The organism is Bacillus sp. HNG, assembly GCF_003400205.1.
Taxonomy (GTDB): Bacteria; Bacillota; Bacilli; order Bacillales; family Bacillaceae_L; genus Ferdinandcohnia.
In genome coordinates, this window is the sequence record NZ_QUQV01000002.1 from 309,916 (window position 1) to 325,905 (window position 15,990).

Here is a 15,990-nt window from a genome sequence, read left to right on the forward strand (position 1 = left end):
AACAGGTTGAAAGTAATCAACCGAAAACCGCTGTAAAACCACAAACAAAAAACCCCAGGTCCTCCTTCCCTGCGGTTAAAGATCACAGATATTCCTTCACAAACTCCATTGAATCCATCGCAAAAATGTCCTTAATCCGTAGTTTGTTAGATTCCAAATAGTTTCGAACGAGATAATAGCCCGCGCAATACCCAGCCATTTTTGGGTAAAATCCCTTTCCGTACAAGAGATCGTTATGTTTTCTTTCATTTCTTTTCATATTTCGATTCGGGATGATGAGTTGCTTGACTATTTTTCGGAGTTCCACATCTGAGTGATATTTCGTCCATCCTACTAAATTCTCGCTTCCACATTGTTCACGGACCGCATTCTCTGCAATCCCCTCTAATATCACTGTATCCAAAAGCGTAAAGTCAGCTTCATTTTTTTTGAGTTTTTTTAAACGACATACATGATTGTATTCATGGGTTAAAACGGCTTTTATTTCTGATTGGGTATTATGTGGTGAGAAAAATAGAAATAATTTGTCCTTAAAGGCAAGACCAGATTTTCCATTAAACTCGCGTTTGATTTTAGAGTTTCCTGCGTCAGCTGGGAAAATGAAAATCGGAACATCTGGACCGTTCCAAATTTTTTGTAAGTCAGCATATTCCTTTTCCACCAAACCCCATACGTTTTTCGGAAGTCTTCCAAGTATATTACCAGAAGACGACCTAAACATACCGTGCATCATTAGATAATCGTAAATATCGCGTGCAGTGGCCCCTCTTGGAAAAAAACTTGTTAGTTTTTTACACACTTCAATTGGACTTGCTTTTGATTCCTTTAGCCATTGATCTGTAGGTATTACTCCCACTTCATCACATCCTTTCACAGACACTTTATTGTATTCAAATTCATGAAAAAAGAGCCAGACCTTTTGAGTCTGACTCTTATCTATACATTATTGATATTTTTTAAATAGAATGGTCGCGTTGTGTCCACCGAAGCCTAGAGAATTACTTAGTGCAACATTTACTTCCTGCTCTCTTGCCTGGTTTGGAACATAATCTAAGTCACATTCTGGATCTGGTGTTTCATAGTTAATTGTTGGTGGGATGATTCCTTCTTTAATTGCAAGAACCGAGAAGATTGCTTCCACACCACCCGCAGCACCAAGTAAATGACCTGTCATTGATTTTGTTGAACTGATTGCTACTTTATGGGCATGTTCAGCGAATACTTCTTTGATAGCTGCTGTTTCGAACTTATCATTGTAATCTGTGCTTGTTCCGTGAGCATTGATATAATCAACATCACTTGGATTAAGTCCTGCATCCGCAATAGCTTGACGCATTGCGCGAGCTCCACCTTCTCCACCTGGTGCTGGAGCGGTAATATGGTGTGCATCACCAGTTGCTCCATAGCCAATGATTTCTGCGTAAATATGGGCACCACGTGCTAATGCATGTTCTAGTTCTTCAAGAACAAGAATTCCAGCGCCCTCACCCATTACAAACCCATCCCGATTTTTATCAAATGGACGGCTTGCTGTTTTTGGATCTGGGTTTAACGATAAGGCTCTTGCCGAAACGAAACCTGCAAATGACATATTCGTTAATGGGGCTTCTGTTCCACCTGTGATCATGACGTCCGCGTCTCCGCGCTGGATGACTTTAAACGCATCTCCAATTGAGTTTGTACCTGTCGCACATGCTGTAACGGTACATGTGTTAATACCTTTTGCCCCAATTGCAATTGATACCTGGCCTGCTGCCATATCTGGAATCATCATTGGTACATAAAATGGGCTTACACGACGATAGCCTTTTTCCAAGAAAATCTTGTGCTGTTCTTCATGTGTTTCCATTCCACCAATTCCTGAACCGATCCATACTCCAACGCGTGGAGCGATTTCATCAGTGATGGTTAATTTAGCATCCTCAACAGCCATTAAAGAAGCGGCCATTGCATATTGAGTAAAGCGGTCCATACGACGTGCTTCTCTTTTGTCCATATAATTTTCAGGATTAAAATCCTTTAATTCCGCTGCTACCTTTGCGGGTAAGCCTTCGATTTGAACTCTTGTTAATGGACCAACCCCTGAGACTCCGTTTTTTGCGTTTTCCCACGTTGTTTTCACATCATTACCTAACGGCGATACTGTGCCTAATCCAGTAACTACTACACGTTTCTTTTGCATACCTTTTCTCCTTCCAACCTATTTCAGAGTTTCTATCATTTATTACAATAATTGGTGTTTTCCTAGTAAAGGTACTTGCTTAGCGACCCCATTTAATGCAGATGGCACCCCAAGTTAAGCCTCCACCAAATCCTACCATAACTATTACGTCATCGTCTTCAATTTTTCCTGCTTGGATATCCTCAACAATTGAAATCGGAATTGAGGCTGCAGATGTATTTCCAAACTGATCCACAGTTTTTGACATTTTTTCAACCGGTAGCTCAAGTCTTTCCCTCGAAGCTTCCATGATTCGAATATTGGCCTGGTGTGGGATTAAGTAATCGACATCTTCTCGTGTTAATCCAGCTTTTTCAAGCACATTTACACTTGATTCACCCATTTGTCTTACGGCAAATTTAAAAACCTCGCGTCCATTCATAATAATGTGTTCGTCTTGGTAAAGATGTTTAGCACCTGTACCGTCAGCACCTAATTCAAATGAAAGGATTCCTCTACCTTCTGAAACTTCACCAAGGACAGCTGCACCAGCTCCATCTCCGAATAATACGGCTGTGTTACGGTCGCTCCAGTCAACGATTTTTGATAGTTTTTCAACACCTACTACTAACACGTGCTTATAGGTACCTGTTTCAATGAATTGTTTACCTGTAATGATTCCGTACATAAAACCAGCACATGCTGCACTAATATCCATTGCAGCTGCGTTTTTTGCACCCAGACGTTCTTGAATCATACATGATACAGATGGGAATGGATGGTCAGGCGTAACTGTAGCTACGATGATCAAGTCCAAATCTAGTGCAGTAATTCCTGCATCATCAATTGCTTTCCGTGCTGCCTCATAGGCCATATCAGATGTATTTGTATCATCATCTGCAATTCGACGTTCTTCTATCCCTGTTCTTGTTCGAATCCATTCATCTGAAGTGTCAAGTATTTTTTCAAGATCCTGATTTGTTACCACTCTTTCTGGTACGAATCGATTGATTCCGATTATTCCTACACCCATACAAACATCTCCCTTTTTTATGAGAAAACTTAAGTTTATAGAATTAGCATGTTAAATTCTGTTTTTATTATCAAATCTTATGACTTGGTACTAATTTTAATTCATTTTTTTCTTGATATCAACTATTTGGTTTTATTTTTTGTAAGATTCCACGTTTGCCTAGTGTTATGCATGATACAGGCCTATTTCTTTTTTAATCGTTCTACATATGAATAAAGTAATAAAATTTAAAATGTTAGTTGGTGATAAAAAATGGATAAAGAAAATGAGGATTTGGATGTAAAGCAAGAGGAAACCAAGGTGAAGCAGGAAAGTGAACGTGAGGTTTCCAAAAGGGAGCGGTTTGATCGTCTAATGTTTGGACCTCGTCCAAGGAGAGATGAAAACAGAGCACCATTAAAAAATTCGAAAGCAAACGATTCAGATGAAGTTGATTTTAATCAACTAATGGGGCAACTAGATGATATTATGACATCTATTGGTAAAATTAAACCTGCGATCAAAGACCTTTCCCCACTTTTAGATTTTTTTCGAAAAAAATAAGAAGAAGCTATCACCTTATGTGATAGCTTCTCCTATTTTGAAGGAAGATCGCCTGTTTTTTTGTATTCTTCAATATACCCTGTTAATTCTTCTATAAACTTTTTATCAACCTTTGGACTAAAGGTACCCATGGAGATCACATCATCCTGAAAATCAAAATAAAGAGTTCCAGATGCGAGCTCGCCTTCATTAAATTTATTTGCGACTAATAGATAAAGTTGGTCTACATGCTGGACCGTGCTTGTGTACACTGTTTCTTTACCTAAGTCAGATTGGTCTGACACATAGCCAATTGCATATAGGCCTTCTTCTTTAATCCTTTCTATTACAGGAACATTGTACCCATCTCCGGCAGGATAAATAATATCTACACCATCAGCTATCATACTTTCTGCTATTGCAATAGCCTTCTCATCGTCATCCCAATTTTGAACATAGCCAATATCTACATCAACTTCATCGTTTTGGAATAAAACACCTTCATAAAACCCATTGATTTCTGGTTGCCATTCATAAGCGGCAACTATACCAACCTTGTTGGTGTTCGTCATCTTTCCAGCAACCATTCCGCCGAAAAAGCCCATAGCATGCCCCTCAAAGTTTAAGCTCGTGACATTTTCTTTTCTTGTATCACCATTAAAAAAAATGAAATGGACGTCAGGGTAGTCACCTGCAATCTCATTAAAAAATTCAGCATATTCACTTCCATGACCAAATATTAAATTGACGCCGTTATCGACAAATTCATTCACTGCTGTTCGAGTCGCAGTTTCCGTCGTAATTCCTTCTTTATAAAAGACATCAACCTGAAATTTTGATTTTATTTGCAATAATCCCTTATATCCTTCCGTACCCCATACTTGATCATCAATTGTATCTGGTACAAGTAAGCCTACTTTTTTTACCCCTGTAGTAGCATCTGTTTGTCCACAAGAGACAAGGATGGTTAATAGAAATAAGAGTGTTATCCACCTGAACGGCTTTTTCATTATTACAACTCCTTCAAAAACCCCAACAACAAAATCATTCAATTATATTTTATTGTACTTATGAGGAATTGGAAAGGAAAAAAAGGACTAGACATAAAAGTTTTGGAAAATCCACTCTTCGTGATCATTCTTTTTCATGATTGCTTCTCCTATATCTTTATTCGAAAAATCAATAAACGTAAACAAAAACTCAATATGTTTTGTTCGAACCTTTTGATGGTCAAACAAACTGTTATCAAAATGAATTTTGGCATACCAGCTATCATCAAGTTCGTCTTCTAAATCAGCGATTGTATTCCTGCCTAACGTATGTGCCGAAATTAGGATCAGCTTTGTATTTGTTTCTTTACAGTATTCAAGCACCGATTGAAGGCTTTTCTTTTTTTCTTCATTACGTTCCGATGAGTCAATGTTATACCATGGGTAAATCACGGCATCAGATTGGATGAACATCCTTTCGTTTACCATTGCTTTTGGATACTCAATAAATTCAAAAAAAGCATTACGCCCAATTCGAAGCATTTTATCCTCTTCTGGGCTATTTCCCTTTGGGTTCGCATCTACTCCAATCACATGGATTTCCTTGTCTATCATTCTGCAGCAGAGTCCATACCCTACAAACGAGAAAGTGTCGAATAAGATGACCTTCTTCACTTGTAACATCTCCTATACATTTTGTTACAGTATCGTATGCTTGCTGATAAATAAAAAGTCCCTATCCTAACAAAAAGAAACAGAGACTTTTTATAATTCCTTTTCATTTTCTTTGAAGAAGCTACCAATTGAGCGACTAAATGCATAGGTATTTTCACTAATATTATAACTTAAAGTAACCATCTCATTTACGCCTTGGTATTTTTTACTGTGTATTTCCGGAGTGTATGTTCTTTCATTTGTACTACGCCAAATTTTGATCGGGATATTTGTGTGAAGTAATTTATTACTTGGTGCTAATTGTTCAATATTCGATTCGACTTCCCTAGCGTCAAGTTGGTAAGCTTGAGCTATTTCTTTTATCAGTTTTTTATAAAAAAATTTATTTTTTCTTTCATTATCGACATGTGCCACTAGATCAATGCAGGGATTAAGGAATGCCATAGAGCGAATTTCTTTATTTAGCTTTTGGCTTAATTGGATTGCTGTTAATGCACCCATACCTTCCGCCAGAATATGAATACGGGTGTTAAGAATTTCTCGTTTCATAATAATGTGATAGAGCTGTGTCGCTAATTTAACGGAAGCTGGATTTCCCCAGTTTGCACCGTATAAGTTTGAATAAAATACTGTATATCCTTCATCCTTGAGATATTCGAGAATTTGAGACCTTGCATAGTTTTGAATCCAATAGCTTGAGTTCTCTTCTACAAAATTTGTTTTATCCCCGATGATTAAAACAGCGAAGCCATTTGGACGTTTTGGCAAATGAAGAGCAGACCACTCCGTGTCGAGTTTGAAAAAAAGTTTGTTTGGTACCATTGTTTCCTTCCCCTACTCCTGATTTTCGTCCTTCATTATTAGTGTATGTTGTGGTTATAAAGATGAAAGGGGGAAATGCCTACAAATATCTTTTCTATCAGATGTCAATTGTGGTAAACTAATTACAGATATATCTTAATGAGGTGAAAATCTTGCGTTATTTTTGGACATTTTTTTGGACATTCCTTTTAATCCAAATGGCTTCATATGTAATTGGCTCAATGCAGGCAGCTACATATTCATTTTCAACAGCTTCAATCGTAGCTGTTATTGTGACAGCCTTAATTATTATTTTAGGTTCTGTTATTCCAAATGAGCCTGTCGAGGAACCACATCATTAATTAAGAAAAGTGCAAGGTGCCCGCTTATCGGCGACAAGCATAAGACAAGCGATGACAGAAAGTGCTTTTTTACCTTCCGAAGCGATTGGCTTATGACCTCGAGCCGATGGCGCCTGAACTAGACCATCAAAAAAAGACCCAACATGGGTCTTTTTTTGGTTATCACGGCTTTCTTTTATATGTCCATTTGCGATTGTGGTTAGAGTTTTCTGGAAATGGGTCACCAGCATTTAATTTTATGCTTTTTGGATTTTTAACCATATCTCCTTGCTCGCCGATTTCTACATAAATCCCATTATTCGGTGCTTTATGCCCTGCACGAAATTCATGACTTTGCCCCATCTTAATCCTCCTTTTGAATAGTATTACAAGATTACTATTCCCACTCATACTTAAATTCATGTTAAAAAGCACAAGTGTAGGATGAAAGGCCAGTTACCGAGCTTTGTGTATCATTAAATGTGGGACAAGGGACCTGTCCCCTTGACCCACTTAAGGTATTTATTCCATTATTGCTTTTAAAACTGCCTTTTGAGCGTGTAGACGATTCCCAGCTTGTTCAAATACGACAGAGTTTGGGCCATCAATCACTTCAGCGGTTACTTCTTCTCCGCGATGAGCCGGTAGACAGTGCAAGAAAAGATAATCTTCATTTGCTGCACTTACGAGTACTGAATTAACTTGATAAGGCATGAACACTTGCATTCTCTCTTCCTGTTCCTGTTCTTGGCCCATGCTTGCCCAAACATCCGTGTAGATGTAATCCGCACCCTTTACACCCTCGACTGGATCATGACTAACTTCAATGATGGCATTTGTCTCTTTTGCAATTTCTTTTGCTTTCTCTACAATAAATGCTTTTGGCTCATATTGAGACGGACAAACAACCGTACAGTCTAATCCAACCTTTGCCGCAGCAATCATTAAAGAATGCGCTACATTGTTTCCGTCTCCAACATAGACGAGTTTGCTTCCTTTAAAGGATTTATTTCGTTCATATATCGTCAGTAAATCAGCTAACGCTTGGCATGGATGAAAATCTTCTGTTAAGCCATTAATGACCGGAATACTTGCGAACTCAGCAAGTTCTTCAATTTTTTCATGCTCAAATGTACGAATCATGATTGCATCCACATACTCAGATAAAACCATTGCGGTATCCGCAATTGATTCCCCTCTACCTAGCTGCATATCATTACTATTGAGGTAGATTGCATTTCCACCCAACTGAAGCATTCCGGCTTCAAAAGAAACTCTTGTGCGGGTTGAATGCTTTTCAAAAATCATTGCCAAGGTTTTCCCTTTTAAATAAGCCGTTTCTTCCCCATTTTTATGTTTTTGCTTGATTTCAATGGCTGAATCTAATAATGCGATGATATCTTCCTGCGTTAGATCAAGGAGGGTAAGTAAATCCTTTCCTTTTAACGACTTACTAAGATTATGTTTTAAAGTAGTAGTCATTTGACAATCACTTCTTTCTCATTTTTGAATATTCCTCTACGTTCTTGAATCGACATAACTGTAAAGCGGGAATCTTGAAATCCTTTTAAAAATGCCTGTAATGTCTCTATTTCAGTAAATACATGAATTCGCTGTTGACTTGCCTTTATTTTATTCTCTTTTGAATTTTCATCTTTATTTAGACTTACAAATGCTAAAGCTTTATCACTCTTGACCCACTCTGAAATGTCATTTGCAGCATAAACGTTTAAACCTATTTTTTCAGCAATGTGCACGATTTCTGCTGGAATAAGGTCTGTATCGAAGACAATTTCGTCTGCATCTTTTTTCGATAAAATATAGCTATGGAACACTTTTGTTAAGGCCTCATCAATCGTTTCTGCAATACTGATTCCTTCCCCTGTTGATTTCATTTCCGGCCCAACCGTTGGATCTCCGAGCAGTTTATAAGTTGAGAAGACTGGATACTTAACAGTATAGTAAGGTAAATCAGGTAATAAGCCAACTTGCGAAGAAACTTCTTGTAGTGACTTTCCAAGTACAAGTTTTGAAGCTAGCTGCGCCATTGGTATTCCTGTTATTTTACTTATAACCGGAACTGTACGACTAGCGCGTGGGTTCACTTCAAGGACGTATATTTGATTGTCATTCACAACAAATTGGATATTCATGATCCCTTTAAACTGTAGTTCACGAACAATTTTTTCTGCATAGTCTGCAACAATTTTCTTGTTTTCTTCAGATAATGAAACGGCTGGTATAATCGCATGACTATCGCCTGAGTGAACACCCGCTTTTTCAATGTGCTCAACAATGGTAGGAATGAGAATCTCGTTCCCATCAGCAAGTAAGTCAACTTCGATCTCTAAACCAGGGACATATGCATCAATAAGGAGTGGAAATGATTCATTTGAGATTTCTTTTACAAAGGATACAAGCTCATCCTCGTCATTGATGACAACCATTCCTTGCCCACCAATTACATATGATGGTCGAATTAACACAGGATAACCGATTTCAGACGATTTTTCTAGTAATTCTTGTGAATCGTCAGCGATCTCTCCAGGAATATGTTTGATATTCACCTTTTCTAACAGCTTATAAAAACGGTCTCGGTCTTCAAGCTGGTCAATGATGTCGTGGGTAATTCCCACAATTGATACACCTGCTGCCTCTAATCTTTGTGCAAGATTAATGGCTGTTTGACCACCAAATTGGACGATCACCTGATCCACTTTTTCAGATTCAATGACATTTAACACATGTTCAAAAGTTAATGGTTCAAAGAACAATTTGTCTGCAATTTCATAATCAGTACTAACTGTTTCAGGATTATTATTCAGTAAAATGGTCTCATACCCTTCCTCTTGTAAGGCGAAAATTCCATGAACAGAACTGTAGTCAAATTCAATTCCCTGACCAATTCGAATAGGTCCTGAGCCGAGAATTAATACCTTTTGTTTGGAAGAACCTTGAGTTTCATTTTCTCCAAAATAGCTTGAATAATAATAAGACGACTTGGATGCGAATGCACCCGCACATGTATCAACACTTTTATAGCTAGGGATAATGCCAAGTTCCTTACGTTTAGCCCGAATCGCCTTTTCTTCCTCACCACTGAGGTAGGCAATATATTGGTCCGTAAACCCTTTTTCCTTTATTTCTTGCATGAATTCATTTGAAATTTCATGGACTGATGTTCGGCTAATTTTATCCTCATACTCCACTAAATTTTTGAAAATGTGTAGGAAGAATTCATCGATTTTTGAGATTTTATGAATTTCCTCTACAGTAGTTCCTCTTCTAAATAGTTCTAGTACTGCAAAAAAGCGATTTTCACTCCCCGTTTCAACGAGATGATTGAGCTCTGCAGCTGAAAGGCTTCCAAGTTTAGGTGAACGTAAGCTTTCGTTTTCCCCCTCTAAGGAATGAACCGCCTTTTGGATGGCACCTTCTAGGTTCACGTCAAGTGACATGACCTCCCCAGTTGCTTTCATTTGTGTTCCGAGTACATTTGGAACATCCATGAACTTATCAAATGGGAAGCGCGGGAATTTTACGACCACATAATCTAATGCAGGTTCGACGCTTGCAAATGAATTACCTGTAATCGGGTTGATTAATTCATCTAATGTATAGCCCACTGCAAGCTTTGCTGTTATTTTTGCAATCGGATAGCCGGTTGCTTTTGATGCGAGTGCTGAAGAACGACTTACGCGCGGATTTACCTCGATCAGATAGTAGTTTTTGCTATACGGGTCCAATGCAAATTGAATATTACATCCACCAACAATGCCTAAAGCAGTGATAATTTTTGCCGATGATGTTTGAAGCATTTTGAATTCATCATCTGTTAAGGTTTGTGAGGGTGCTACAACGATCGAATCCCCCGTATGAATGCCAACCGGGTCAATGTTCTCCATATTACAAATCGTAATACAAGTTCCATTTTGGTCACGCATAACCTCATATTCAATTTCTTTATATCCAGCAATGCTTTTTTCAATCAAACATTGAGTAATTGGGCTTTCGGACAAGCCATTTTTAGAAAGCTGAATCAATTGTTGCTGATCGTGCGCAATGCCTCCTCCTGTTCCCCCCAATGTGTATGCTGGACGAATAATGACCGGAAATCCTATCCTTTGTACAAAAGCAATAGCTTCCTCAACTGTTGTGACAATTTCACTGTCAGGGACTGGCTCATTTAATTCATTCATTAAGCTTCGAAAAGCCTCTCGGTCCTCACCCTTTTTAATGGAGTCAATCGATGTCCCTAGAACTTTCACATTATATTTATCTAAAATTCCATGTTCATTTAAGCTAAAAGCTAAATTTAAGCCTGTTTGACCACCCAGGGTTGCAAGTAATCCATCTGGACGTTCTTTTGCAATGATTTTCTCGATGCTTTCAACTGTAAGTGGCTCAAAATACACAACATCTGCATTGACTTCATCGGTCATAATGGTTGCAGGATTGTTATTCACCAAAATAACTTTGTAACCTTCTTCCCGCAATGCCCTACAGCCTTGTGTACCAGAATAATCAAATTCTGCAGCCTGCCCGATAACAATAGGACCTGAGCCAATTACCAAAATTGATTGAATTGAATGATCTTTAGGCATAAACTTTTCTCCCCTAACCTTCTGTTTGTATAAAAATCTGTACCTTTCACCTTTAATAACTTAATTCAATACTCCCGCTAAAACGGATTGCTTACTAATGACTGCCTTTTCTGTCTTATTGTCTCGTATCCTTTTCACAACTGCTCGAGTATCGACATGTGAGAGCAATGGAATATTCCACTTCTGTAAATACTGTGTAAGCGAGTATTTCCCATTATAATGAGAATGGGTATCCTTCGTTTCATAAACTATGACCCCTGCTACTTCGGGCTTCGTGTTAAATTCAAGCTCATTAATTCCGCAATTACCGATGAGGGGGTATGTGAAAACAATGATTTGATCTTTATTGGAAGGATCGGTGATAACGTCCTGATAGCCGGTCATTCCTGTATAGAATCCGATTCCACTTTCAGCCGCTGTATTTGAGCAATTCTCGAAAATATTACCTTCAAAGCTTTCACCATTCGCTAAGTGCAGATATCCCTTCATCTGTTTCACCTCGTATTTTTATTTGAGTAGTCGTATTTTTATACAATTTTATTCAAAAAAATGCATAGTATGACCAGGTTAATAGAACAATCCTAACTTCCAAGGGAAGATTAAGAAATGTACTCCGCAACTAGACTATCTTTTATCAACTTAACTGCATCATCAATTTCTTCGTAAGTAACAGTTAATGGTGGCAATAACCGAATCACATTTGGTCCCGCTTGAAGAACCAACAATCCATTTTCGCGAAGCTTTGTAATGTAGGCTGCGACTTCAATTTGACAAGCAATTCCTAGCATTAATCCACTTCCGCGAATCTCAGTTACTACATCTTGATCGAGCAAAGCTTTAGTGAGCTCATCTTTTAAATAAGTTCCTTTTTTCTCGACCTCTGCTAAAAATTCATCTTGAAAAATAATGGATAATGTTGCTTTGGCTGCTGCTAATGAAAGTGGATTACCGCCAAAGGTAGAACCGTGTGAGCCTGGTCCAAATGCTTCCTTCAGCTTTTCCTTTCCTAGCATTGCACCAACAGGAAGACCGCTTCCTAAACCTTTTGCTAATGTGATAATATCAGGGGATAGATTGAAATGCTGATGAGCAAAGGCTCTTCCTGTTCGACCAATCCCAGTTTGAACTTCATCAATTATGAAAAGGGAACCACACTTCTCGCAAAGTTCTTCAATCTTTTTCAAAAACGTTTCTGTGCCAGGAACGACTCCACCTTCTCCTTGAATAACTTCAACCATAACAGCTGCGACCGAATCATCCATTGCTTCTTCTAATGCTTCACAATCATTGTAAGGAAGATAGATAAATTCCTGTAAAAGTGGTCCAAACCCTGAATGAATTTTATCTTGCCCAGTTGCTGCCATCGTTCCGAATGTTCTACCATGGAAAGATTTGAGAAACGTAATGACCTTTGACTTTTGTGTATATTTTCGTGCAAGCTTTAATGCTGCTTCATTTGCCTCGGCACCACTGTTACAGAAGAAAACAGCATCCAGTTCTGAATTCTCTACAAGCTTCCCGGCTACTTCTTGTTGAATATCGGATTTAAATAAATTTGAAACATGCCAATATTTCTTTAGTTGTTCTTCCACAGCTTCGATTACAGCTGGGTGGCGATGTCCGAGATTACAAACTGCGATTCCAGAGACAAAATCTAAATATTTTTTTCCTGTATTATCTACAATGATTGCACCCTCTGCTGATTCAACTGTTAAATCCCATCTCGCATAGGTTGGAAATAGTGCATCCATTAAACCACCTCTAGTTCTTTTACAATTTTTGTTCCTTTTAAAGTTCCGTCAATTGTTAACAATGACCCTTTTCCATTGATGATAATGATTTCGTTTATTTCCCCATCATGAAGAGCGGAGAGAGCGGCCTTAACCTTTGGAATCATTCCACCGTAGATGGTTCCCTCTTCGATCAGTGAAAGTACGGAATCGGTTGAGAGTGAAGGTAGAACTTCACCATCCTTTTTAATTCCATCTACGTCTGTAACAAATAATAAATGCTCTGCTTTTAATGCTGTAGCAACACTTGCTGCTGCAGTATCTGCATTGATATTGTATTTTGTAAACTTCTCATCAATCCCGATTGGTGAGATGACGGGAACATAATTTTGAGATAAAAGAAATTCCAGGAACGAAACATTGACTTCTTCAACCTCACCGACATACCCTAATTGCCCGAGGTTTATAGGTTTTGCTTTTATTAGTTGTGCATCACAACCAGATAAACCTACTGCAGGGATCCCTGCTTTCTCTAGTTCAATGACTACTTTTTTATTTACTGTCCCTGATAATACCATTTCAACAACATCAAGGACTTCCTTTGTTGTCTTCCTCAACCCATTCACAAATTCACTTTCTATTTTCAAAGAGGTGAGAGTCTGAGCAATCTCCGGTCCACCCCCATGAACAACTACGACTCTATAACCACTTTCCTTTAATTCTTTTAAACTATTAAAAAAGGAATCTGACAGCTGAGCTAAAATGCTTCCTCCACATTTGATAACAATTGTCTCCATTTCTAGTCTCCTCACGTACGATAGCTTGCATTGATTTTGACATAATCATAGGTTAAGTCACAGCCCCAAGCCGTTCCGTTACCATTACCAAGATGGAGGTCAACATGGATGACAATATCCGTCCCTTCAAGATACTGTTTTGCAAGTTCTTCTGAGAAAGCTACTGGTTGGCTTCCTTTTAGCATTTGAATGGAGCCAATTGAGATATCTACAACATCCGGATTCACAGTTGCTACACTATGACCAATCGCCCCGATAATTCTTCCCCAGTTCGCATCTGCTCCGTAGACTGCTGTTTTAACAAGGTTTGAACCTACAATCTTTTTAGCTACAATACGGGCATCGACATCAGATAAAGCACCTGATACATTGACCTCTACAAGTTTTGTAGCGCCTTCTCCATCCTTTGCAATTTGCTTAGCAAGGTCTTCGAAAGTAAACTGAAGGGCCGACACAAATGAGTCCCATTCAGGGTGTTCTGGTGAAAGTTGATTATTTTCTGCTAACCCACTCGCCATTACCAATACCATGTCATTTGTTGAGGTTTCACCGTCTACTGTGATCTGATTAAATGTCACATCAGTCACAGCTTTCATCGCTGCTTGGAGGGATTCTGAATCAATGCTTGCATCAGTTGTTACAAAGCCAAGCATCGTAGCCATGTTTGGATGGATCATCCCTGACCCCTTTGCTGCTCCACCAATTGTAATCGTCTTTCCATTAATAGTTGTTTGATAACATGCTTTTTTCATCACTAAATCTGTTGTTAAAATCGCTGTTTGAAAGTCACTAGCAGCTTCTGCTGTATTTTTCGGCTCAAGTTGTTTGATACCTGCTTTAATTTTATCCATCTGCAGGAGCTCACCAATTACACCCGTTGAAGCAACCGCGACTAAGTGATCTTCGATTCCAAAATGAGCAGCCGTTTCGGCTCTCATTTCGTATGCATCTAGTAAACCCTGTTCACCTGTACATGCATTAGCACAAGCGCTATTAATCACAACTGCTTGTAGTTTATTTTCTACAGCGATACTTTCTTTTGTAACCTTTAATGGAGGAGCTTGAAAATGACTTTGCGTATATACGGCTGCACAGTTCGCCGGAACATCACAAACAATTGCCCCTAAATCTTTCTTTGAATAACGTAATCCGGCATGCACACCCGCTGATTTAAATCCTTTAGGAGTTACAACAGACCCCTCTTCTACTTTCGAAACTTGAATTTCCTTTATATCTATCATGCAAAGTCACTCCTTTTTCTATGGAAATAATGGGACGTAGTTTAATCCTGTTTTTTCATTTAAACCAAACATGATATTCGCGTTTTGGATTGCCTGACCAGCAGCTCCCTTAACTAAGTTATCGATTACTGAAACCACGGTAATCCGGTTTGTTCTTTTATCAAATGCAAGGCCGATATCACAATAATTTGTGCCATACACTTCTTTTGTAGCAGGAAAGGTACCCTTTTCTCTGATTCTTACAAATGGTGAATCCTGATAACTTTCCTTATATAATTCATATAGTTGCTCCAATGAAAGTGAATCTACTGTACTATTTATGTACATCGTTGACATGATTCCTCTAGTCATTGGGACCAAATGAGTACTAAATGTTATATATGGAATTGAATCGTCCCAGCCTTGAATCACCTGTTCAATTTCAGGAATATGTTGATGTTGATTCACTTTATAGATTGAAAAGTTATCATTGCTTTCAGCAAAATGAGTGGTTCTTGAAGGACTTTTTCCAGCTCCAGAAATACCAGATTTTGCGTCAATTACAATTGATTTTTCATCAATTAATTCATGTTTAACGATCGGTGCTAACCCTAGTACAGTTGCCGTTGGATAGCAGCCTGGATTTGAAATAAACCTACTATTCTGAATCTCTTCCTTATACCATTCTGGTAAACCATATGTAGCTTTGGTTAAATCCTCTTGTGAAGCAGCTGGCTTTTTATACCACTGTTCATATACACTTGGATTTTTTAAACGATAATCCCCCGAAAGATCAATAATTTTCACATTTTCATTCAGCAACTCAGGCACAATGGTTGTGGAAACTCCTGATGGTGTTGAAAGAAAAACAACGTCCACTTCATTTGCTATCTTCGGAATATCAATTTCTTCTAATGAATGATTTACAAGATTCGTAACATGTGGGTAGACCTCTGAAAGCCTCATCCCTGTCTGTGACGAAGTATGAATGGAGTGCACGTCTATAGATGGGTGGTTAGCCAATAATCGTAGTAATTCAATTCCGCCATAACCAGTAACCCCTATAATTGCCGCTTTCAAAATATCCACCTCATTGTTTTTATTAATATTTGAATAA

The 15,990-nt window shown here is 38.4% G+C and carries 15 protein-coding genes and 1 pseudogene; 2 read left to right on the forward strand and 14 right to left on the reverse strand.

The genetic code is table 11. The features are described from left to right. Positions 1–82: 82 nt before the first annotated feature. From DZB84_RS04850 to DZB84_RS04860, 3 genes are all read right to left on the reverse strand, one after another. Positions 83–856: a DUF2268 domain-containing putative Zn-dependent protease gene (locus tag DZB84_RS04850; protein ID WP_189655147.1), complete on the reverse strand. Its 774-nt coding sequence runs from the start codon at positions 854–856 to the stop codon at positions 83–85. A gap of 87 nt (positions 857–943) precedes the next feature. Then, positions 944–2,182, reverse strand: coding sequence for a beta-ketoacyl-ACP synthase II (fabF, locus tag DZB84_RS04855; protein ID WP_116351135.1), 1,239 nt, complete (start codon positions 2,180–2,182; stop codon positions 944–946). A 79-nt stretch (positions 2,183–2,261) separates the two neighbouring features. Continuing rightward, positions 2,262–3,194 (reverse strand): beta-ketoacyl-ACP synthase III, encoded by a 933-nt coding sequence (locus DZB84_RS04860; RefSeq protein ID WP_116351136.1) that lies wholly within the window; start codon positions 3,192–3,194, stop codon positions 2,262–2,264. A gap of 252 nt (positions 3,195–3,446) precedes the next feature. Between DZB84_RS04860 and DZB84_RS04865 the strand changes: the two genes are divergently transcribed. Further along, positions 3,447–3,737 (forward strand): hypothetical protein, encoded by a 291-nt coding sequence (locus DZB84_RS04865; RefSeq protein WP_116351137.1) that lies wholly within the window; start codon positions 3,447–3,449, stop codon positions 3,735–3,737. 32 nt (positions 3,738–3,769) lie between these two features. Here the strand turns inward: DZB84_RS04865 and DZB84_RS04870 are convergent, their stop codons facing one another. The 3 genes from DZB84_RS04870 to DZB84_RS04880 all read right to left on the reverse strand — a co-directional run bounded on the left by DZB84_RS04870 (position 3,770) and on the right by DZB84_RS04880 (position 6,202). Further along, positions 3,770–4,726, reverse strand: a complete 957-nt coding sequence (locus DZB84_RS04870; RefSeq protein ID WP_116351138.1) for a BMP family ABC transporter substrate-binding protein — start codon at positions 4,724–4,726, stop codon at positions 3,770–3,772. Between the two features lie 87 nt (positions 4,727–4,813). Continuing rightward, a complete protein-coding gene (locus DZB84_RS04875; protein ID WP_116351139.1) occupies positions 4,814–5,380 on the reverse strand; it encodes a hypothetical protein in 567 nt (188 codons plus the stop codon). 90 nt (positions 5,381–5,470) lie between these two features. Further along, positions 5,471–6,202 carry an alpha/beta hydrolase gene (locus DZB84_RS04880; protein WP_116351140.1) on the reverse strand — a complete coding sequence of 244 codons (732 nt, stop codon included), beginning with the start codon at positions 6,200–6,202 and terminating at the stop codon, positions 5,471–5,473. Positions 6,203–6,354: 152 nt separating this feature from the next. Here DZB84_RS04880 and DZB84_RS04885 point away from each other — a divergent pair, with 152 nt between their 5' ends. Continuing rightward, entirely contained in the window at positions 6,355–6,543 is a 189-nt protein-coding gene (locus DZB84_RS04885) for a YjzD family protein (RefSeq protein WP_116351141.1), read from the forward strand. Between the two features lie 162 nt (positions 6,544–6,705). Here the strand turns inward: DZB84_RS04885 and DZB84_RS04890 are convergent, their stop codons facing one another. From DZB84_RS04890 to argC, 8 genes and pseudogenes are all read right to left on the reverse strand, one after another. Further along, positions 6,706–6,885, reverse strand: coding sequence for a YjzC family protein (locus tag DZB84_RS04890; protein WP_116351142.1), 180 nt, complete (start codon positions 6,883–6,885; stop codon positions 6,706–6,708). A 159-nt stretch (positions 6,886–7,044) separates the two neighbouring features. Beyond that, on the reverse strand, positions 7,045–8,004 hold the full coding sequence (argF, locus tag DZB84_RS04895) for an ornithine carbamoyltransferase (RefSeq protein ID WP_116351143.1): 960 nt from the start codon (positions 8,002–8,004) through the stop codon (positions 7,045–7,047). Further along, positions 8,001–11,126 (reverse strand): carbamoyl-phosphate synthase (glutamine-hydrolyzing) large subunit, encoded by a 3,126-nt coding sequence (gene carB, locus DZB84_RS04900; protein ID WP_116351144.1) that lies wholly within the window; start codon positions 11,124–11,126, stop codon positions 8,001–8,003. Before carB ends, argF begins: the two co-directional genes overlap by 4 nt. Positions 11,127–11,219: 93 nt before the next feature. Continuing rightward, a pseudogene (locus tag DZB84_RS04905) lies at positions 11,220–11,615 on the reverse strand (carbamoyl-phosphate synthase domain-containing protein); the annotation flags it as partial. A gap of 110 nt (positions 11,616–11,725) precedes the next feature. Continuing rightward, positions 11,726–12,877 (reverse strand): acetylornithine transaminase, encoded by a 1,152-nt coding sequence (gene argD, locus DZB84_RS04910; RefSeq protein ID WP_116351146.1) that lies wholly within the window; start codon positions 12,875–12,877, stop codon positions 11,726–11,728. Beyond that, positions 12,877–13,653 (reverse strand): acetylglutamate kinase, encoded by a 777-nt coding sequence (gene argB, locus DZB84_RS04915; RefSeq protein ID WP_116351147.1) that lies wholly within the window; start codon positions 13,651–13,653, stop codon positions 12,877–12,879. Before argB ends, argD begins: the two co-directional genes overlap by 1 nt. A gap of 11 nt (positions 13,654–13,664) precedes the next feature. Continuing rightward, a complete protein-coding gene (argJ, locus tag DZB84_RS04920; protein WP_116351148.1) occupies positions 13,665–14,894 on the reverse strand; it encodes a bifunctional ornithine acetyltransferase/N-acetylglutamate synthase in 1,230 nt (409 codons plus the stop codon). Positions 14,895–14,912: 18 nt separating this feature from the next. Next, complete coding sequence (argC, locus tag DZB84_RS04925) at positions 14,913–15,953, reverse strand: N-acetyl-gamma-glutamyl-phosphate reductase (RefSeq protein ID WP_116351475.1); 1,041 nt, start codon at positions 15,951–15,953, stop codon at positions 14,913–14,915. Positions 15,954–15,990: the final 37 nt, after the last annotated feature.